Raw genomic sequence first — 20,480 nt, forward strand, 5'->3', positions numbered from 1 at the left:
AGGGATAAAGAATGGAAGAAGCGCTGATTAAAAGAATACTCCCCCACAGTATAGAGGCAGAGCAGTCTGTAATCGGCTCAATGATCCTGGACAGAGATGCAATCCTTGTGGCATCTGAGATACTTACCAGTGATGATTTTTATCAGAAACAATATGGCATCATCTTTGATGCAATGGTGGAATTGTGTAATGAAGGGAAACCGGTAGATCTGGTGACCCTTCAGAATCGTTTAAAGGAGAAAGAACTCCCGCCGGATATCAGCAGTATGGAATATGTAAGAGATCTGATCTCAGCGGTTCCTACTTCTGCAAATGTGAAGTACTACGCAAAGATCGTCAGTGAGAAAGCAGTCCTTCGCAGACTTATCAAGGCAAATGAAGAGATTGCCAACACCTGCTATCTGGAGAAGGAGAATACAGAGATTATTCTGGAAGAAGCGGAAAAAAAACTGTTCAATATTCTCCAGAGACGCAACAATGAAGAATATGTTCCAATCCAGCAGGTAGTTCTGAATGCCATTAATAACATTGAGAAAGCGTCTAAGCTTAAGGGTTCTGTAACAGGTATTCCCACAGGCTTTATGGATCTGGATTATAAAACATCCGGTATGCATCCTTCTGATCTGGTGCTGATCGCAGCCCGTCCTTCCATGGGGAAAACAGCCTTTGTACTGAACATTGCACAGTATATGGCATTCCGAAAGGATGTCACAGTTGCCATATTCAGTCTGGAAATGTCAAAGGAACAGCTGGTGAACCGACTTCTGGCAATGGAATCTCATGTAGATTCCCAGAATATGAGAACAGGTAATCTGAAAGACGAGGACTGGACAAAACTGGTAGAAGGAGCAGATATTATCGGTAAATCTAATCTGATCATTGATGACACGCCGGGTATTTCCATTGCGGAAATGCGCTCCAAATGCAGGAAATATAAGCTGGAACATAATCTCGGGATTATCATGATCGACTATCTGCAGCTGATGAGCGGAAGTGGAAAAAGTGATTCCAGACAGCAGGAAATTTCAGATATTTCCCGTTCTCTGAAAGCTCTTGCCAGAGAACTGAATGTACCGGTGATCGCATTGTCTCAGCTCAGCCGTGCGGTGGAACAGCGTCCGGATCACAGACCAATGCTTTCGGATCTTCGAGAATCCGGAGCCATTGAACAGGATGCCGATGTGGTAATGTTTATCTACAGAGATGACTATTATCATAAGGATACAGAGAAGAAGGACATTGCAGAGATCATCATTGCCAAACAGAGAAACGGTCCCATCGGAACAGTAGAACTGGTATGGCTGCCGAGATATACACAGTTTGTGAATATGAAGAAATAATCTATCTCAGAGGAGTTTGATCTTTGACTTGAATAATATTATAGCAATCCTCTAAAATAATGCATATTAATCCAGCCCATCAGAGTGTGAAATCCTGCTGAATTGTCTTAAATGCATTATTTACGAGGATTGCTATAGAAAAATTTCACAGGGAAACAGTATCAGGGGGAGAATCCGGTACTGTTTCCCTGTTTTTTGTGTCAAAATAAAGTTTTATAGGGAAGTTTGTCAATCGAAACTTCTTGCAATCTCGCTATGGCGTTTTATAATAAATATACATGATATCAGGATTACGACAGCTGTTTTTACAGTGCAGTGGTTCAATGATATCAGGTGATAGATTGAGTTGTTGATATGCATCAGTGGTTTCTGATGAAAAAATGGACTCAAAAGGAGGAGGGGCAGCATGGAGCAGCGGTATACTGTGACTCAGACCGCAGAAATCCTTGGCGTGAGGGCATCGGTCCTCCGGTACTGGGAGGAAGAACTGGAACTGAGGATATGCAGGAATGAGCAGGGACATCGTTACTATACAGGAAATGATATTACGCTTCTGGCTAATATAAAGGAACTAAAGAAAAGAGGACTTGCCCTGAGAGCGATCAAAGAACTGGTTCCAAGAATTTCAAGGACTGCACCCGGGACTACTGCGAGCAAAGTGAAGCTTCTTGAAGATGAACAGCCTGAGAGGGAAAAAATACTTGAATTTCAGAAAATCATGGAACGTCTGATCGCTCAGGAGCTACATATGAAAAAAGAGGGAGAAGACCAGTGCCGGGATCTGGATGAAACGATCCGTAACAGACAGCTTGCGAGAAAAGAGGCTGCTGCAGCACTGGAAAAAAGAAGCAGGAGGATCAGAAGAAAACATTTGTAAAAGTTATCCATAAAGAAAACAGCTTCGTCTCTGCGGTAAACAGAGATGAAGCTGTTTTGAAATCATGAATTATTCTGCTGGATGAATAGCCTCTGTTGGACATGCATCTGCACATGTTCCGCAGTCTAAGCATGCATCAGCGTCGATTACATAATGCTCATCTCCCTGAGAGATAGCTTCTGCAGGACATTCGCTTTCGCATGTTCCACAGCTTACACATTCGTCTGAAATTACATATGCCATAATTAGAATCCTCCTTATCGTAATAACGTTTTAGGCCCCTTTCGGGGTTCTGCATACATTTTAATATATCTTTGTCTGAATTACAAGTATAAAATCAGATACATTATAAAATAATATTAAGTTAGCATTTGCTTACTTTACCTGCAGATTACAAATAGTTGACGGACATGTGAATGTCTGTCCGAGCAGAGAAATTATCCTGCCAAAATACAGGCATTTGTATGATGGAAAATAGTCTGTTAATATACAAAAAAAATAAGAGTATCAAAAAGAAAGTGCGTTTTTGCTGAATTTATTGACAATTCAGACATAAACGGTTATAGTAAAGATACTTGCAAGGAGGCATAACACAGAAAGTTGTGCCTCTTTTGTTCCGTAGCAGGAATCAGAAAACAAATAGAAAGAATGGAGGAATGAAGAATGAAGAAAGCATTGGCAATTGGACTTGCAGCAGTAATGGCGGTTTCCATGAGTGCACCGGTATTTGCAGAAGATGAAGGTAAAGGGATTGCAAAAGAGGACCTGAAAGTAGGAGTGATCTATATCGGTGATGAGAATGAAGGTTACACGGCTGCTCATATGAAAGGAATTGATGAGATGGAAGAGAAGCTTGGTCTTGACGATTCTCAGATTATTGAGAAAACTCTCATCGGTGAAGATGAAGGATGCTATGATGCGGCAGCAGACCTTGCAGATCAGGGATGTCAGATCATCTTTGCAAACAGCTTTGGACATGAGACTTATATACTGGAAGCGGCAGGGGAATATCCGGAGGTTCAGTTCTGTCATGCAACAGGAACACAGGCTGCATCCAGCGGACTTTCCAACATGCATAACTATTTTACAAATATTTATGAAGCACGTTACGTGTCAGGTGTAGTTGCAGGTTTGAAACTGAATGAAATGATCGAGGACGGAACAGTAAAAGAAGACGCATGCAAGATGGGCTATGTAGGTGCATTCCCATACGCAGAGGTTATCTCCGGTTATACAGCTTTCTATCTTGGCGCAAAGAGTGTATGCCCGTCTGTAACAATGGAAGTAAAATATACAAACAGCTGGGCAAGCTTTGACCTTGAGAAAGAGTGTGCAGATGCTCTGATCTCTGACGGCTGTGTACTGATCAGCCAGCATGCAGATACAACAGGTGCTCCTACAGCATGCGAAGCAGCAGGAGTTCCATGTGTGGGTTATAATATTGATATGACATCTGTTGCTCCGAACACAGCACTTACTTCTGCATCTATGGACTGGGGTGTATATTATACATACGCAGTACAGTGTATGCTTGACGGCACAGCAATTGATACTGACTGGTGTAAAGGATTTGCGGAAGGTGCAGATAAGATCACAGCTCTCAATGACAAAACTGTAGCAGAGGGTACAGAAGAAAAGGTCAAAGAAGTGGAAGATGCGCTCATTGATGGTTCCCTTCATGTATTTGATACATCTGCATTTACAGTAGACGGCAAGGAACTTGATACTTATAAGAAGGGTGATACAGAGTACATTTCTGACGGATACTTCCATGAATCTGAATATGGTTCCGCACCTGCATTTGATATTGCGATTGATGGAATTACATCTATTACAGAATAAAAAAATTGCGGGAGCTGCAAAGCGCGGAGCAATTTACGACAGCAGGGCTGCCCGGGCGGCAGCTCTGCTGTTTTCATATCGTACGTGCAAAGGAAGTCTTGAAGTCTTCTGACAGAAGGTTTCTTTTGCTGTATTATGGAGTATACAGGAGAGCAATTCCATAATTCAGAAGTAGGATTAAATGATATCGGCAGTCAAAGAGACAGGACTTTTACTGTAGATTGGATATCATTAGATAAAAGGAGGAAACGATAGTGGGAGAAAACTATGCACTTGAACTTAGAGATATTTCCAAGAGTTTTGGTTCGGTCCAGGCGAATGATCATGTAGATCTCACACTGAGAAAATCGGAGATTCTTGCAATTCTGGGGGAAAACGGAAGCGGAAAGACAACTCTGATGAATATGATCTATGGAATTTATTATCCGGATGAAGGACATATTTTTGTAAATGGAAAAGAAGTAACGATCCGTTCACCGAAAGATTCCTATGAACTGGGAATCGGTATGGTACATCAGCATTTTAAACTGGTAGATGTACTGACAGCAGCAGAGAATATTGTTCTGGGACTTCCGGGAAAGGGAAAGCTGGACATGAAGAGAATCACAGAGGATATTCAGAAGCTGGCAGATAAATATGGCTTTGAATTGGATCTGTCACAGAAGATCTACGAAATGTCCGTTTCCCAGAAGCAGACAGTTGAGATCATAAAGATGCTCTACCGCGGTGCAAGGATTCTGATCCTGGATGAGCCGACCGCAGTTCTGACACCACAGGAGTCTGACCGGTTATTCGATATTTTGAGAAATATGAGAAAAGATGGATGTTCCATTATGATCATCACGCACAAACTCCAGGAAGTTCTGGCGTTATCAGACCGTGTGGCAATCCTCAGAAAAGGAAAGTATATTGATACAGTGGAAACAGCTCAGGCAAATGCACAGAGTCTGTCAGAGATGATGGTAGGCGGCAGAGTAGATCTCAATATCGACCGTCCTGAACCGGAGAATGTAAGGAAACGATTAGTAGTCAAAGGTCTGAACTGTAAAAACAAAGAAGAGGTAAAAACTCTGGATGATGTTGATCTGACAGTAAATGCAGGAGAGATTCTGGGTATTGCCGGCATTTCCGGAAGCGGCCAGAAAGAATTTCTGGAGGCAATTGCAGGACTCCAGGCAATAGAGAGCGGTTCGATCACCCTGCTTGATGACAATGGAAAAGGAACTGAGCTTGCAGGAATGGATTCTATCTCCATTAATAAAGCAGGGATCAGCCTTGCTTTTGTTCCGGAAGACCGTATTGGTATGGGGCTTGTGGGCGATATGGATATGACTGATAATATGATGCTCAGAAGCTATCGCAATGGCAAAAGTCCATTCCTGGATCGAAAAGGTCCAAAGGCATTGGCATTAAAAATCAAAGAACAGCTTGAAGTCATGACTCCAAGTATTTCTGCACCTGTCCGTCAGATGTCAGGAGGAAATGTGCAGAAGGTTCTGGTAGGAAGAGAAATTGCCCAGAATCCGAAAGTGCTTCTGGTAGCTTTCCCGACTCGAGGGGTGGATGTCAATACTTCCCATGTGATCTACCGCCTTCTGAATGAACAGAAGAAAAAAGGGGTTGCAGTAGTCTGTGTTATTGAGGATCTTGATGTAGTTCTTGAACTGTGTGACAGGATTGCAGTGTTCTGCGGAGGTAAAATCAGCGGAATTGAGGATGGAAGAACTGCAACGAAAGAAGGAATCGGGATTCTTATGACGAAGCATGAAAAAGGAGGGACACAGGCATGAAGAAAGAACCTTTCTTACAGGTAAGTAAAAGAAGAAACAAAGCCAGATGGCAGGAACGTCTTCTGATCCGTTTCATTGCATTGATCCTTGCACTGATCGTGTGCGGAGCGGTGATCGTTGCCCTGGTAAAGATGAATCCGGTGGATGTCTATAAGGCAATCTGGGATGGAGCAATGGGTTCGGATCGCCGTCTGTGGCAGACCATACGAGATACAATGGTACTGCTGTGTATTTCCATTGGTCTGGCACCTGCATTTAAAATGAAATTCTGGAACATCGGTGCAGAAGGTCAGATCCTGATCGGTGGTGCCTGCTCTGCTGCCGCCATGATCTATGCAGGAGATAAAATGCCTGCAGGGTTACTCCTGATCGTAATGTTTGTGGCAAGTGCACTTGGCGGAATGATCTGGGGAATGATCCCGGCTGTATTTAAAGCAAACTGGAATACAAATGAGACACTGTTTACTCTGATGTTGAATTATGTTGCCATGCAGGTAGTAACTTATTGTATTGTATTCTGGGAAAATCCGAAAGGTTCCAATACAGTCGGTATCATCAATCAGGCTACAAAAGGCGGATGGCTTCCGGAATTGTTCGGACAGAAATATGGCTGGAATGTAGTCATTGTCCTGATTCTGACAGTGGGAATGTTTATTTATCTGAAATACTGTAAGCAGGGCTATGAGATCGCAGTAGTAGGTGAGAGCGAGAATACTGCCAGATATGCCGGTATCCAGGTGAAAAAGGTTATTATCCGTACAATGGCAATCTCCGGTGCAATCTGTGGTATCGCAGGTTTTGTTATTGTCAGCGGAGCCAGCCATACGATTTCCACTGCAACAGCAGGCGGTCGTGGATTTACTGCGATCATTGTCGCATGGCTTTCCAAGTTTAATACATTTATTATGGTTGCAGTTTCCTTTGGCATCGTATTTATGAACCAGGGTGCCGTACAGATCGCAACACAGTATGGACTGAATGAGAATGCTTCCAATGTTCTTCTGGGAATCATTCTGTTTTTCCTGATCGGTGCAGAATTCTTTATCAACTACAGAGTAAAGCGTGCAAAGAAATAGGAGGTAGCGGCAATGAGTGTACTGATAGTTTTTATTCAAAAAGCAATTGTCCAGGGCATCTGTATTCTGTATGGGGCGCTTGGTGAGATTATGACAGAGAAATCCGGTAATCTGAATCTTGGTATTCCGGGAATTATGTATATGGGCGGCATTTCAGGTCTTATGGGAGCTTTCCTCTATGAGAAGGATAATCCTGATCCCAATGCACTTGTGGGTGTACTGATATCGTTTTTGTGTGCGTTTGCATGTGCTGCAATCGGTGGTCTGATCTACAGTATCCTGACTATCACACTTCGTGTAAATCAGAATGTAACAGGTCTTGCACTTACCATTTTTGGTACAGGTTTTGGTAACTTCTTTGGCGGTTCTATTTCCAAGCTTGCAGGCGGTGTAGGACAGATTTCCGTAAAAGTAACAGGAAGTGCCTATACGGCAAAAATCCCGGGATTGTCTAAGATTCCGGTTATCGGAGGTATTTTATTTAATTATGGTTTCCTTACATATCTCTGTATTATTATAGCAGTCCTGTTATCGTTTTTTCTGTTCAAGACAAGAGCGGGATTGAATCTCAGGGCAATCGGTGAAAATCCGGGAACTGCAGATGCAGCAGGTATCAATGTTATCAAATATAAATATCTGTCAACCTGTATCGGTGCAGGTCTGGCAGGTCTGGGCGGACTCTATTTCGTAATGGAATATTCAGGAGGAACCTGGACAGACAATGGTTTTGGAGATCGTGGCTGGCTTGCTGTTGCACTGGTAATCTTTGCATTATGGAAACCACTGAATGCAATCTGGGGAGCATTCCTGTTCGGAGCTCTTTATATTCTGTATCTTTATATCCCGGGACTTGGACGAAGCATGCAGGAAGTATTTAAAGCACTGCCTTATGTGGTAACGATTATCGTACTGGTATTCACAAGCTTCCGAAAGAAAAAGGAACACCAGCCGCCTGCTGCGCTGGGACTTCCGTATTTTAGGGAGGAACGATAAAATTAAAAGTTTGCAGTTGATTCCAGAGTAAAATAGTATTATAATATCAGAAGCTATAAAAGCTGAGTAGTATGAAGAAAAATTAAGGAGGAAATATACAATGGCTAAAGTATCAAAAGACATGCTGATCGGTCAGCTTCTTCAGATTGATGCAAATATCGCACCGATTCTTATGAGAGCAGGAATGCATTGCCTTGGATGCCCATCTTCCCAGATGGAATCTCTCGAAGAAGCAGCTATGGTTCATGGACTGGATGTTGATGTACTGGTTAACCAGATCAATGATTTTCTTGGAGAATAATCTTTCTGAAAGGTAATCATATGACGGACTATGACAATTGTTGAATTGTCATAGTCTGACATGTAAAAAGGATGTTCTGAATAAGTTCAGGACATCCTTTTTTGAGAAATCTGTAATTTACTATGGTATAAGAAAAGAGCTTTCAGATGAAAACTGAATGCTCTTTTAATTATGAAAATTATTACAGTTGAATCAGCTGCTGAAGGGCAGAATCGGAAATCAGTTCTCCATGTTCTGTCAGATAAGCTTCTCCTGAAAGAGAGAAAGCCTTTCCCTGTCCATATTCCGTAAGAATATTACATACCCTGTTAAAATCCTCCGGAGAAAGTGATGACTGGTGAAGTACCAGTTTGTAAAGCTCATCGGCCGGATCTTTGTACAGGGTGTTTGTACCGGTAAAATAGCCGTTCAGTCCATGGGCGGCCGCAATCACATCGTCCAGTGTGTCGAACTCATAGAGACGGATAAGATTTACATCAGGAACCTGAGTATCGTCATTTTCCTTTGCTCCGGTATTCTGAGCAGATTTGCCATCTTTTGTCTGAGTACTCTTCATCTTTGCTTCGTAAAGCTTCTGGAAGATATCAATAATATTGTCTGCACCGTCAAGCTGAAGAGTATCTGTCTTATCATTCCCTCTGAATGGAGCAAATTTGGAGAAACGGGTATCCAGTTCTTCAGGATCCTCTACTTTGGTAATGATCAGGATGATGCTCTCGGTACTCACCGGGATGGCCTCGATCATTAATGGAATATTATCTGCCTCAAAACCAAACTGTATCTGTGCCTGCTGCATCATATCGCGGAAAAGTTTCTTGGCTTTCTCAGTGCCGTAAGCCAGTTCACTGATACGGATCTGATGGTTCTCCAGGTCTTCTCTTGTCAGTGTGCAGCGTATCTGGTTGTCGTTGATCTTTTCTATCTTCATGTTGTCACATCCTATTCTGAATAACATTGAATTATCTGGCAGCTTCATAATTGCCTGTGAAAATCCATTAAAAGTGTTTCTGATAATGAAAATTTAACTTTTGAAAGCTGCGGACAATTACGGATAAATTAAAAGTTACTATTGTTTTTTTGAACAGCAATTTTAAAGGATTGCCATAGATGCGCTGTCTTTGGAAAATTGCTGTAAGTAACTTCAAAAATTCTATTGTCTGACTGTGAATTTATAAAATTTTATACACTATATTATATAACACAGAACTGCAAAATGTAAAGATAAGTAATCAACCAAAATATTAAATTTTTAGAAACAAAACAGAAAAAAATACATAAATGAAGAAAAACACTTGCATCTATTTACCAGATGGATATAATGAAAACAGAAGAAGCAGTAAACCTGCGGTTCACATAAGCGAAGATCTGAAACATTAACCAAAGTGATCTTTTATTTCTAAACTTCATTGCCGTTTTTCATGCAGCGTTCCTGCTGTGGCAATGTACAGGTAAAATTTCCATGATGATAAGAAGATGATAAGAAGTTGAAACGTTACTGTTCACTCCGTTCACAGTAACGATAAAACAGGTGCAGGGATATTGTTTTTTCAACAGCCGATAAGGTGCTTTCTAAAAAATCTTATGAAAGAAGGGAGGTAAGCTTACGGAAAATATATCACGGGCAACCAAAAAGAGCATGCGTAAACCACTGGAAAAAGAATTGAAGAGTTATCGTGAACAGGGAATTTCTCTGTATCTGAATGGTATACTCAGTAATCCGAAAACAATTGCAAAAGCCTGTCAGATTGCAGAAGGTGGTGGATACATGCGTGATTACGTTGAAGATGAAAAAGGACGGATCGCTCGTGTGGATTTTGATTTCGTCAAAGAAAAATAACAAAAGAGAAAGCTGCCCGAACAGATTCTGAATCAGTCCCCCCCCGATGTTCATAATGCCTTCGGGCAGCATAAGAATATAATTACGCATATCTTAAAAATTTGTGAAAAATACGATTTTGCAATACAATTGTAATATTTTATGGTATACTTAAGCCAGTATCATCAAGTTACCGATACAGTTGATAATACTGGTACATCATACTCAAAATAACTATATGAAATACCTTTCTGTGAGCTGATGTATCAATAGCGATCGTGTTACTGTCTGCTTTGTTTCCGGTAACACAATATTTACTGAAAGGAAAAATACTATGAATAAAAAGTATAAACCAGTTATCGCAGTTGCCGTTTTGGTCATTCTTGTTGCGATTCTTGGAATTGTCACTCATGTAGTAATGAAGTACATACCATCTTCTGAGAAAATGGATCTGAATGAATATTATGGAGAAATGGCAGATGGGGAGATTGCCCTGGTCATTGGAACTGAGAAACTGGAAGAACGTGGTCTGGTGGACGGAGACAGAGTCTATTTACCACTGGATGTGGTGAATACTTATCTGAACCAGAGATATTACTGGGATTCTGCCAATCAGCAGATACTTTATGCAACACCTTCGGAGCTGACTTCTGCGAGTGCATCATCTGAGGCAGGAGATAAGGTATGGGTGAAAGATGACAAAGTGTATCTGAATCTTACTTATGTGCAGGAATTTACAGATCTTGATGCATACATCACAAAAGATCCATACAGGATTGCCATACAGTATAAATTCAAAAATGTAAAAACAGTCACAGTTAAGAAGAATACAAGCATACGTTACCGCGGTGGAATCAAATCGGCTATTCTTACTTCTGTAAAGAAAGGCACAAAGCTTCGTCTTATCGAAGAATTGGAGGACTGGGATCAGGTAGCTACGGATGATGGATATATTGGTTATATAGATAAGAAGAAAGTGGGAGAAGCAGAGAAGACAAAATTTGAACGAAGCTTTAAGAAAGAAGAGTACTCCTATCTTACTATGGACAGCAAGGTCAATATGGTATGGCATCAGGTGACTTCCACAGATGCCAATGCTTATTTTGCGGATGCGACAGCAAATATGACAGGTGTGAATGTGATCTCGCCTACCTGGTTCTATCTGACAGATACTTCAGGAAACATTGCAAGCATCGCAAGTGCAGATTATGTATCACAGGCTCATGAAAAGGGGCTTCAGGTATGGGGTCTGATCGATAACTTTACACAGGAAGTAAGTACAACTGAAACACTTTCCAGCACTGCGGCGAGACAGAATATTATCAGTCAGCTGATCCAGGCAGCCAAAGATGTGGGAATGGATGGCATTAATGTGGATTTTGAATCTCTCAGCGAGGATGTGGGAATCCATTTTCTGGAATTTCTGAGAGAACTTTCCATAGAGTGCCATAAGAATAATCTGGTTCTTTCAGTGGATAACCCGGTTCCTGAGGATTTTACAAGCCATTATGACCGGGCTGAGCAGGGAAGGGTTGTAGATTATGTGATTATCATGGGATATGACGAGCATTATGTAGGATCTGAAGCCGGTTCTGTGGCATCTCTTCCATGGGTGGAACAGGGAATCCAGGATACACTGGATGAGGTTCCGGCTGAACGTGTGATCAATGCCATTCCGTTTTATACCAGACTGTGGAAGACCACAGGGGGAAATGTAACCAGTGAAGCAATCGGTATGGATCAGGCGCAGCAGACAATTGCAGATAATAATGTGGAAACCTACTGGGATAAGACCACTTCCCAGAATTATGGAAAATATGATATAGATAATTCTACCTATCAGATCTGGCTTGAGGATGCTCAGTCAGTTGCAGAGAAAGTGAAGCTGGTATCCAAATATGACCTTGCAGGAGTTTCTGCATGGAAGCTTGGATTTGAAAACAACGGAATCTGGCAGGTAATCTCGGACAATCTGAATAATTAAAAGTTCTGCATCAGCAGGCTATAAAAACATCTTCTGAAACATATATTAATATAGAATTTTATGAAATACTGATTGCATTATTTTATGGAATTGCTATAGCCAGTCTACAGGAACAGTGAATTTTCCCGTAGACTGTAAAAGATGTCTCAGGAGGTGTTTTTAGTTTGAAAAAATATGGACTGGAATTAATGTTAGGGTGTCTGCTTCTTGTCAGTTTTCTCATTCTGTCAAAACAGGCAGCTGAAGTTTCAGAGACTATGAGTTCAACAGAAAATTCAAAAACCATTCTGGTAGATGCAGGACATGGTGGAGCGGATCCGGGAATGATCGGAGTGAACGGACTGGAAGAAAAGGGGATAAATCTTCAGATTGCCGTAAAATTAAAGGATTCTCTGGAAAAACAAGGATTTTCTGTAATCATGACAAGGGAAGAAGATAAGGGCCTTTATGAGGAGGACAGCAGAAATCAGAAAGCACAGGATATGCAGTGCAGGATTGCTATGATAAAGAAATACAGACCTGTGCTGTGCATAAGTGTTCATCAGAACAGCTATCAGGATTCGTCTGTATGCGGTCCCCAGGTGTTTTATTATGAAGATTCTGTCCGGGGAAAGAATCTGGCAGAGTTTATCCAGGAAGAACTGAATCTGGGACTGAAAGTAAAACGCCCTCGTGTGGCAAAAGGTAATAAAACCTATTATCTGTTAAAAAGAAGTGAAAGTGTTTTGAATATTGTAGAGTGTGGTTTTCTTACAAATCCGGAAGAGGCCGGACTTCTCTGCAAAGAAGAATATCAGAATAAAATAGTGGAAGCTATAGTGAAAGGGATTGAACAATATCTGAAGCAACAAAAAATTTAAAATGTTTAATTTATGTGAACTTGCTTTTAATAAGTAGGGATTTTTGCTATACTGATACTTGTTTGATAAAATCCCCCGGGAGGATAGAAGTATCTGCATGGCGGGGAAATGTACAGGGAGAAATTATGCTTGGAATTATTTATCTGCTTCTGGCAGGAATGCTGGGCTGTGAAGCATCGAAAATGCTGACAGGAGAGGGAAGGAGTGTGTCAGGTATTAATCGTATCTGGCTCATGCTTCCGGCTTCTTTTGGAGTCGGAACACTTTTACTGACCTGGACGGTATATATTATTTCCTGGTTTTTCAGTGTTGTGGGAAAAGCTGAAAATCCACTTTTGTATGGAAATATTATCGGGATGACAGGTGCAGCAGTTATTATGATACTGCTCAGCGTACAGAAATACAGAAAACAGGGAAGTTACAGGATATGGAATATTGATAAAACACAGGATAAGCGCAGATTAAAAAAGGAAATATTACTCTTTGGTCTGCTGACTGTATTTATTACATATATGATGTTTTATGTATTCTATATAAAAGACGGAATCCTGTATTCCGGCCTGACTGTGTATGGAGACTATGCACCACATACGGCGATGATGCGTTCTTTTTCTGCAGGAAATAATTTTCCCACACAGTATCCTCATTATGGAGGTGCAGATGTAAAGTATCATTTTATGTTTCAGTTTCTCACAGGAAATCTGGAATATCTTGGAATGCGTATGGACTTTGCCTATAATATCGTAAGTACCTTGTCGCTTGTGGGATTTCTTATGCTGTTATATCAGCTTGCACTTAGGATCACAGGCAAAATGTGCTGCGGTGTACTGGCATTGTTTCTGTTCTTTTTCAGAAGCGGAATGGCTTTTTTCAGATTTGTATGGGAGCATATCCAGGCAGGGAATCTTGTGGAAACCCTGGAAGAAAATACTTCCTTTATCGGATATACTGTCAATGAGAACTGGGGATTGTGGAACTTTAATGTTTATCTTAATCAGAGGCATCTGGCATTTGGACTTCTGATGGTGACTTTGGCGCTATATCTGTTTATGGACTGGCTGGAAGCCGGGACGGCACATGAAGAGAAGGGAATACTCTGGATAAAAAACAGAATCTTTTCGAAGGAAGGATGGAAAAGCAGAAATCTGGATCAGGCACTGCTTATGGGAATGTTTCTGGGTCTGTGTGCGTTCTGGAATGGGGCAGCAGTGATTGGTGGTCTGCTGATTTTGTGCGGCTTTGCGATTTTCTCGGATGGAAAAGTGGATTACGCTGTCATGGCGGGGGTATCCATCTTCTTTTCCTGGCTTCAGTCAAAGATTTTTGTTGTTGGAAGTGCTATGAGTCCTCAGATTTATCTGGGATTTCTGGCAGAGGATAAGACTGTCCCGGGAGTTGTGAAATATCTGTTCTGGATGAGCGGAGTTTTTTTCCTTGGGCTGGTACTAATGGTATGGTTTATGAGAAGACGGGAGAGAGCAATCCTTGTGAGTTTCCTGTTTCCGGTGATTTTTGCTTTTGTGCTTCTGATGACACCGGATATTAATGTAAACCATAAATATATCATGATATCATATGCGTTTCTGACGATTTTCTGGGCATGGGCAGTATGCAGTCTTTGGAAAGGGAGAAATGGGCAGTCCGGGATACAAAAAACTATGGGAAAGATACTGGCAATACTATTGGTGATATCTCTGAGTGTGACCGGGATTTATGACTTTGTGGTGATCATAAAGGGAAATGGTCCGGGCAGACGTGTGACTGTAAATATGAACAGCGAGCTGACCCAATGGCTGGAGGAGAATCTGGAGAAGAACGATCTTTTACTTACTCCTGAGTACAGCATGAATGAAGTGACGATGTCCGGAGCTATGCTTTACTGTGGATGGCCATATTACGCATGGTCTGCAGGCTATGATACGAATTACAGGGCTGCACAGGCTGTAACGATATACACTACATCTGACAGTGAAACATTGAAAAAAACAGTACAACAGGAAAAAATAACATATATCCTGTTTGAAGAAGGTTCGGAATTTGAACAGCAGGAATGTCGTGAGGAGACAATTGCTGCAGCATATGAAAAGGTTTATGAGACTCAGGATGGACGGATACGGATCTATAAAACAACAGAATAATCCTCAAATGCATTATTACGGGGATTACTCCGGATTTATGATTATGAGCCGGGTGATCACAGATTTACAGAGATAAGAGAGAATGTGTAAGATTATAGTAACCACAATAATTTTATAAATGATTAAGGAGGACGTACGGATGAAGAAATGGGCACCGAGAGTGCTTCTTGCAGCAGCTCTTGCAGGGCTGTCTGCATTTCTGTTAAAGGGAGATGTATGGACATTCTGGACCTGGTGGCTGTTGGCATTTCTGATGGGAATGGTTGCCATGCCTGTGACAGGGAGACTGTTTGCCGGATTTGAGGACAAAGGCTGGATGTTTTCAAAAGTGCTGGCGATTACTGTGACAGGTTTTCTTACGTGGTTTCTGGTAACTGCGAAGATACTGCCATTTACTGCAGCGACATGTATCGGTGTGTCTGTTGTATGTGCTGTTGGCTGTGGGGTTTTATATCATTTTCAGGGAAAAAATGGAATTGACTGCTTTCCGTCCGGAAAGGTAAATCTGATTTACGGAGAGGAAATTCTGTTCTTTATATTTTTCCTGATGTGGACTTATTTTGCAGGATTCCGTCCGCAGGCATACGGAACTGAGAAATTTATGGATTATGGTTTCATGGAAGCCATGATGAGAAGTACGACACTTCCTGCAAGAGATCTGTGGTATTCAGAAGGTACGATCAATTATTATTATGGCGGACAGTATTTTGCAGTATTTCTGACGAAGCTGACTGGCAGTAAAGTAGAACTCACTTACAATCTGATGCGTACTTTTGTGGCTGCATTTGCGTTTGTGCTTCCGTTTTCACTGGTTCGTCAGATGTCTGTGGACAGGCTTAAAGGAAGCCTGACAGGAAAGAAACGTTGTTTGCCGGCAGTGGCCGGGATCATAGCAGGAATTTCTGTATCAATTGCGGGAAATATGCATTATGTGGTTTACAGTAAGATCATTCCATGGCTCCAGAAGCTGCAGGGAAAAGAAGCGGACAGCTACTGGTTCCCGGATGCGACCCGTTATATTGGATACAATCCGGATGTGCCGGACAAGACGATCCATGAATTTCCATGTTATTCCTTTGTGCTGGGAGATCTCCATGCCCATGTGGTAAATGTAATGTTTGTGCTGTTTCTGGTGGGACTTCTTTATGCGTGGATGCGAAGTGTGCGGATGAGAGAAGCAGTGATCATGAAGCCGGGCCGGAAACAGTTCTGGAAAAAACAGCTGTTGATTCCGCATATCCTGCTGGCTGCAGTGATGATCGGTATGTTCCGGTTTACGAATTTCTGGGATTTTATTATTTATTTCGTGGTGACCGGTGGAGTGGTGCTGTTTACCAATATCGTTCAGTTTGATGGTAAAGTGAAGAGGGTTCTGGCAGTGACTGCGGTTCAGGCAGTGGAGATCATTGTGATCTCATACGTTGTTTCTCTGCCGTTTACTTTGCAGTTTGACAGTATGTTTAAAGGTGTGGGAATTGCGCAGAATCATTCTATGATCCATCAGCTGCTGATTTTGTGGGGACTGCCTGTGGTTCTGACAGTTCTGCTGATTATCTGTATCATCTGGGAGAAGCTTCGTGGTGGTGCGAACAGAAGTCTATATAAACTGATGAAAGCAATTTCTGTGCCGGATCTGTTTGCGATTGTCATGGGACTCTGTGCAATCGGGCTGATCGTGATTCCGGAGTTGGTTTATGTAAGAGATATTTACGAAAATGGGAACGCCAGGGCGAATACTATGTTTAAGCTGACTTATCAGGCGTATATGCTGTTTGGGATGACCATGGGATATGGTATTTTCCGTATGCTGGTGGCTGCACGTAAGAAAGTGTTTAAGGTTGTGTCAGTGATCGGCCTGGTATTGCTTTGCTGGACCTTTGGTTATTTTGGAAACAGTGTGTATGCGTGGTTTGGAAAGGTATGGGAGCCTTCTGAATATAAGGGGCTGAATGCTGCTTCTTTCCTGGAGAATGATTTCGCGGAGGATGTGGCTGGTATTAAATGGCTGAAGAAGAATGTGAAAGGGGCACCGGTTGTGCTTGAGGCGAACGGGGACAGTTATAGTGGATATGAACGTGTTTCCGCTATGACAGGGCTTCCGACTGTGCTGGGATGGTATGTGCATGAGTGGCTGTGGAGAGATGATACTGCGGACTTGAATGAGAAGAGCGCGGATATTGAGAGTATTTATACTTCTTTGGATGAGGAGTATGTGAAGGAGCTGCTGGAAGAGTATGATGTTTCTTATATTTTTGTCGGATCGAAGGAGAGGGAGAAATATGGGGAGACATTGAATGAGGATGTGCTGAAGTCACTTGGAGAAGTGGTGTTCCAGGATGAGGTGTATAGTACTTATATTCTTAAGGTTAATAAGTAAGGGAGTGAAAAATGGCGGCAGTTTTGCCGTCATTTTTTGCGTTTTTGTAAAGAATATTGCGGGTAATCTTTGATGATCAAAAGGGACGCGTAAAAAAATATTTCATTTCCTGTGCGGTTTCGGGCTCTAAGATATTCTAAGCCGCCAAAAATCTGCTAAAGGCATGAGCCGCCCTCTCAAACTCGCTCCGTTGCAAACTTCGCTCAGACACGTGAGACGGTCGGCTCATAACGCAGACTTTTGCCGGCTAAGAATATCTAAGAACCCTGCAAATGCACAGGAAATGAAATATTTTTTTACGCTGGTTATTGGCTGGAATGGTTTTGGGGAAATAATTATCAGGTGGAAAAGAGGGAAAAAGTAAAATTTACAGATATGGATTACGATTGTATTATGATAATGTATGTGCAATATATATAAGAAAAATATGTTGCTACAGTGGAAAAATGAAAAGATGACACTGTATAAGTAGTAGGAGAAAATGAGGATTGTGAATATTTACATGACAGGAAAGGAGTTTTAAAATGAGGAATCGAATAATTCAGGTTAGACATTATAGCAGGAAAATGATGATTATGATGTTGACAGGAGCAATTTGCTGTAGTTCATGTTTTTGTCAAACAGCTTTTGCGAAAACCAGCAAAGTAAGGGTTTACGATGCGGAAAAAGGAACCACAAGCTTCACATCTTTTACATATTCGGATAATAAAAAGGATGAGTCACTGGCTCCGTCGGAGGGAACAGGAGCGATTTCATCTGCTTCTCAGAAGGTGGTTATTTTCCATCAGGCAGATGGGTCTACGATAATAAGAAAAGCAGACAGTAATGGAAAAGTGACACTTCCAGCAATAAGAAATCAGACAGGATATACTTTTCTTGGATGGAGCACGAAGCCGGATCAGACTCAGAATCCGCAGTATCAGGCGGGACAGGTGATACAGGTAAGGAAGAAAACCCATTTATATGCAGTTATGTATAACTGGCAACAGGAGCCGGATATTCAGGTCAATAATCTGGCAGCTCAGCTGTCGGAGTATTCCGGAATTATTTTTGTGGGAGATTCCAGAACGTATTTTATGCAGAAAACTCTTCTTCGGGAATATGGAAAGGATGCAGTTGCAAAAGTATCATTTGTGTGTAAGACAGGGGAGGGACTGAGCTGGTTTGAAACAGCAGGAGAGAGAGTAATGAGAAGTGAAATTGCCCGTCTGCAGTCAGATTCAGATAAGCCCGTAGCAGTTATTTTTAATCTTGGTGTGAATGATCTTTCGAGTCATAATTCCGGGAATGGGGTTGATTATAAAGGCGAGGCAAATGCATATCTTGCGCGTATGAACACTCTTGCAGAGGAACTTGAAAGTGACTGCAGATTGTTTTATATGTCTGTGAATCCGGTAAATACAGCAATGAAACCAACTCGAAAAGAAGCGCAGTTACGTTACTTTAATGACAGATTGCAGAGCAGGTTAAATAAGAGATTTCAATGGATAGATACCTATAAATATCTGATGAAGAATGGTTACAGTACATACAATGAGTTTAAGGGAAATATAGATGACGGCGTTCACTATTCTACATGTACCTATAAAAGAATTTATAAATATTGTATGAATGCGATCAGATAATGCTTTTTGATTTATACACAAATTATAATCTTGTTTCAGGTAAGCAGTATAAGCAGAAGTTAAGGCCACAGAACTCACAAAAGAAAGGGTATATGTATTGCCTGATAAATTAAGAGATTGATGTACGAGCTGACAGGAGAAATATTTTCTGTCAGCTTGTTATTTGTTTGGTTGGATAATGGAGAATATCTGTTTGCCAAAGAAGAAACATTTGACGAATTTTTGTCTCTGTTGTATCATGAACATACAAAACGAAAATAAAGTAAGAGGAATATTGTTATATAAAATACAGAACAGATAAGAAAGCAGGAATAAAATGAAAGCAGAAGTTGTATCCATGACAGCGGATAATCTTGATATGGAGGCTATCCGGCGTGGTGGAGATATTTTGAAACAGGGTGGTCTGGTTGCATTTCCTACGGAGACTGTTTATGGTCTTGGTGGAGATGCGTTGAACCCGCAGGCTTCTATGAAAATTTATGCGGCGAAGGGCAGACCTTCGGATAATCCGCTGATCGTGCATATTGCAGAGTTTGATAAGCTGGCTCCGATTGTAGCTGAGGTTCCGGAGAAGGCGAAGATTTTGGCAGAGAAGTACTGGCCGGGTCCGCTGACTATGATTTTTCCGAAGTCGGATCTTGTACCACAGGAGACTACGGGTGGTCTGGACAGTGTGGCGGTTCGTTTTCCGAGTGACAGGATCGCGCAGGAACTTATCAAGGCAGCAGGTGGTTATGTGGCTGCGCCCAGTGCCAACACTTCAGGCAGACCCAGTCCGACTACTGCACAGCATGTAGAGGAGGATCTTGGCGAGGCGATTGAGATGATTATTGACGGAGGCCAGGTGGGAATCGGTCTTGAGTCTACGATCGTTGATTTTACTGAGGATGTGCCGGTGGTTTTACGTCCGGGTTATATTTCTCTGGAGATGCTTCAGGAGACTCTGGGGGATGTAAGGATGGACAAGGGGCTGATTGCGGCTGACAGCAAAGTACGTCCGAAAGCACCGGGTATGAAATATCGCCATTATGCACCGAAGGCAGATCTGGCAATTGTTGAGGGACCGGAGGAAGCTGTTGTGAAGAAAATCAATGAGCTGGCTGCGGAAGCGAAAGCACACGGTGAGCAGGTCGGAATTATTGCAACGGACGAGACAAAGGACAGATATCCCGAAGGTCTGGTAGTCAGCATCGGAAGTCGGAAAGAAGAGGAAACAATCGCCCATCATTTATATGAAGTGCTTCGTGATTTTGACCAGAGTGCGGTCAGGTCTATTTATTCAGAAGCGTTTTATACACCAAGAATGGGACAGGCCATTATGAACCGTCTGCTGAAAGCAGCGGGACATAAGATCATACAGGTGGTATGATATAATCAGGTAGTGAAGCAGATATATGCCTGACTATATAATCTTATCAGCAGTAATGGCCAGATGGATAATGAAGATTCATTTAAATAGTC

16 protein-coding genes are annotated in these 20,480 nt (G+C 41.8%); 14 read left to right on the forward strand and 2 right to left on the reverse strand.

The annotated features are described in order from the left end of the window. Positions 1-11 precede the first annotated feature (11 nt). Both dnaB and LJE12_RS09895 read left to right on the forward strand, forming a co-directional pair. Positions 12-1,340: a replicative DNA helicase gene (gene dnaB, locus LJE12_RS09890; RefSeq protein WP_008707914.1), complete on the forward strand. Its 1,329-nt coding sequence runs from the start codon at positions 12-14 to the stop codon at positions 1,338-1,340. A gap of 406 nt (positions 1,341-1,746) precedes the next feature. Continuing rightward, the gene (locus LJE12_RS09895) at positions 1,747-2,217 is read left to right on the forward strand and encodes a MerR family transcriptional regulator (protein ID WP_008707916.1); all 471 of its coding nucleotides are present in this window, start codon (positions 1,747-1,749) and stop codon (positions 2,215-2,217) included. 69 nt (positions 2,218-2,286) lie between these two features. Here the strand turns inward: LJE12_RS09895 and LJE12_RS09900 are convergent, their stop codons facing one another. Beyond that, positions 2,287-2,460, reverse strand: coding sequence for a DUF362 domain-containing protein (locus LJE12_RS09900; RefSeq protein ID WP_008707918.1), 174 nt, complete (start codon positions 2,458-2,460; stop codon positions 2,287-2,289). A 468-nt stretch (positions 2,461-2,928) separates the two neighbouring features. Between LJE12_RS09900 and LJE12_RS09905 the strand changes: the two genes are divergently transcribed. From LJE12_RS09905 to LJE12_RS09925, 5 genes are all read left to right on the forward strand, one after another. After that, positions 2,929-4,059 carry a BMP family ABC transporter substrate-binding protein gene (locus LJE12_RS09905; RefSeq protein WP_370792857.1) on the forward strand — a complete coding sequence of 377 codons (1,131 nt, stop codon included), beginning with the start codon at positions 2,929-2,931 and terminating at the stop codon, positions 4,057-4,059. 254 nt (positions 4,060-4,313) lie between these two features. Then, entirely contained in the window at positions 4,314-5,849 is a 1,536-nt protein-coding gene (locus tag LJE12_RS09910) for an ABC transporter ATP-binding protein (RefSeq protein WP_008707920.1), read from the forward strand. Then, complete coding sequence (locus tag LJE12_RS09915; protein WP_022380540.1) at positions 5,846-6,925, forward strand: ABC transporter permease; 1,080 nt, start codon at positions 5,846-5,848, stop codon at positions 6,923-6,925. Before LJE12_RS09910 ends, LJE12_RS09915 begins: the two co-directional genes overlap by 4 nt. 12 nt (positions 6,926-6,937) lie before the next feature. Continuing rightward, on the forward strand, positions 6,938-7,918 hold the full coding sequence (locus LJE12_RS09920) for an ABC transporter permease (RefSeq protein ID WP_008707922.1): 981 nt from the start codon (positions 6,938-6,940) through the stop codon (positions 7,916-7,918). A 100-nt stretch (positions 7,919-8,018) separates the two neighbouring features. After that, positions 8,019-8,219: a DUF1858 domain-containing protein gene (locus LJE12_RS09925; RefSeq protein ID WP_008707923.1), complete on the forward strand. Its 201-nt coding sequence runs from the start codon at positions 8,019-8,021 to the stop codon at positions 8,217-8,219. Between the two features lie 181 nt (positions 8,220-8,400). Here LJE12_RS09925 and LJE12_RS09930 read toward each other — a convergent pair whose 3' ends face one another. After that, complete coding sequence (locus tag LJE12_RS09930; protein ID WP_020993442.1) at positions 8,401-9,147, reverse strand: adaptor protein MecA; 747 nt, start codon at positions 9,145-9,147, stop codon at positions 8,401-8,403. Between the two features lie 708 nt (positions 9,148-9,855). On the opposite strand from LJE12_RS09930, the gene LJE12_RS09935 reads away from it, so the two are divergent. The 7 genes from LJE12_RS09935 to LJE12_RS09965 all read left to right on the forward strand — a co-directional run bounded on the left by LJE12_RS09935 (position 9,856) and on the right by LJE12_RS09965 (position 20,388). Next, the gene (locus LJE12_RS09935) at positions 9,856-10,056 is read left to right on the forward strand and encodes a hypothetical protein (RefSeq protein ID WP_008707925.1); all 201 of its coding nucleotides are present in this window, start codon (positions 9,856-9,858) and stop codon (positions 10,054-10,056) included. A 313-nt stretch (positions 10,057-10,369) separates the two neighbouring features. Continuing rightward, on the forward strand, positions 10,370-12,019 hold the full coding sequence (locus LJE12_RS09940; protein ID WP_195280239.1) for a glycosyl hydrolase family 18 protein: 1,650 nt from the start codon (positions 10,370-10,372) through the stop codon (positions 12,017-12,019). Positions 12,020-12,183: 164 nt separating this feature from the next. Then, a complete protein-coding gene (locus LJE12_RS09945; protein ID WP_055054061.1) occupies positions 12,184-12,879 on the forward strand; it encodes an N-acetylmuramoyl-L-alanine amidase in 696 nt (231 codons plus the stop codon). A 125-nt stretch (positions 12,880-13,004) separates the two neighbouring features. Continuing rightward, positions 13,005-15,017, forward strand: coding sequence for a hypothetical protein (locus LJE12_RS09950; protein WP_207738990.1), 2,013 nt, complete (start codon positions 13,005-13,007; stop codon positions 15,015-15,017). A 139-nt stretch (positions 15,018-15,156) separates the two neighbouring features. Next, a complete protein-coding gene (locus LJE12_RS09955) occupies positions 15,157-17,394 on the forward strand; it encodes a DUF2298 domain-containing protein (protein ID WP_173700712.1) in 2,238 nt (745 codons plus the stop codon). 524 nt (positions 17,395-17,918) lie between these two features. Continuing rightward, positions 17,919-19,019 (forward strand): DUF459 domain-containing protein, encoded by a 1,101-nt coding sequence (locus LJE12_RS09960; RefSeq protein ID WP_008707933.1) that lies wholly within the window; start codon positions 17,919-17,921, stop codon positions 19,017-19,019. 316 nt (positions 19,020-19,335) lie between these two features. Continuing rightward, positions 19,336-20,388 carry an L-threonylcarbamoyladenylate synthase gene (locus LJE12_RS09965; RefSeq protein WP_008707934.1) on the forward strand — a complete coding sequence of 351 codons (1,053 nt, stop codon included), beginning with the start codon at positions 19,336-19,338 and terminating at the stop codon, positions 20,386-20,388. Positions 20,389-20,480 lie beyond the last annotated feature (92 nt).

The organism is Blautia sp. DFI.6.71 (assembly GCF_020593585.1).
In the GTDB taxonomy this organism is placed as follows: Bacteria; Bacillota; Clostridia; order Lachnospirales; family Lachnospiraceae; genus Blautia_A; species Blautia_A wexlerae.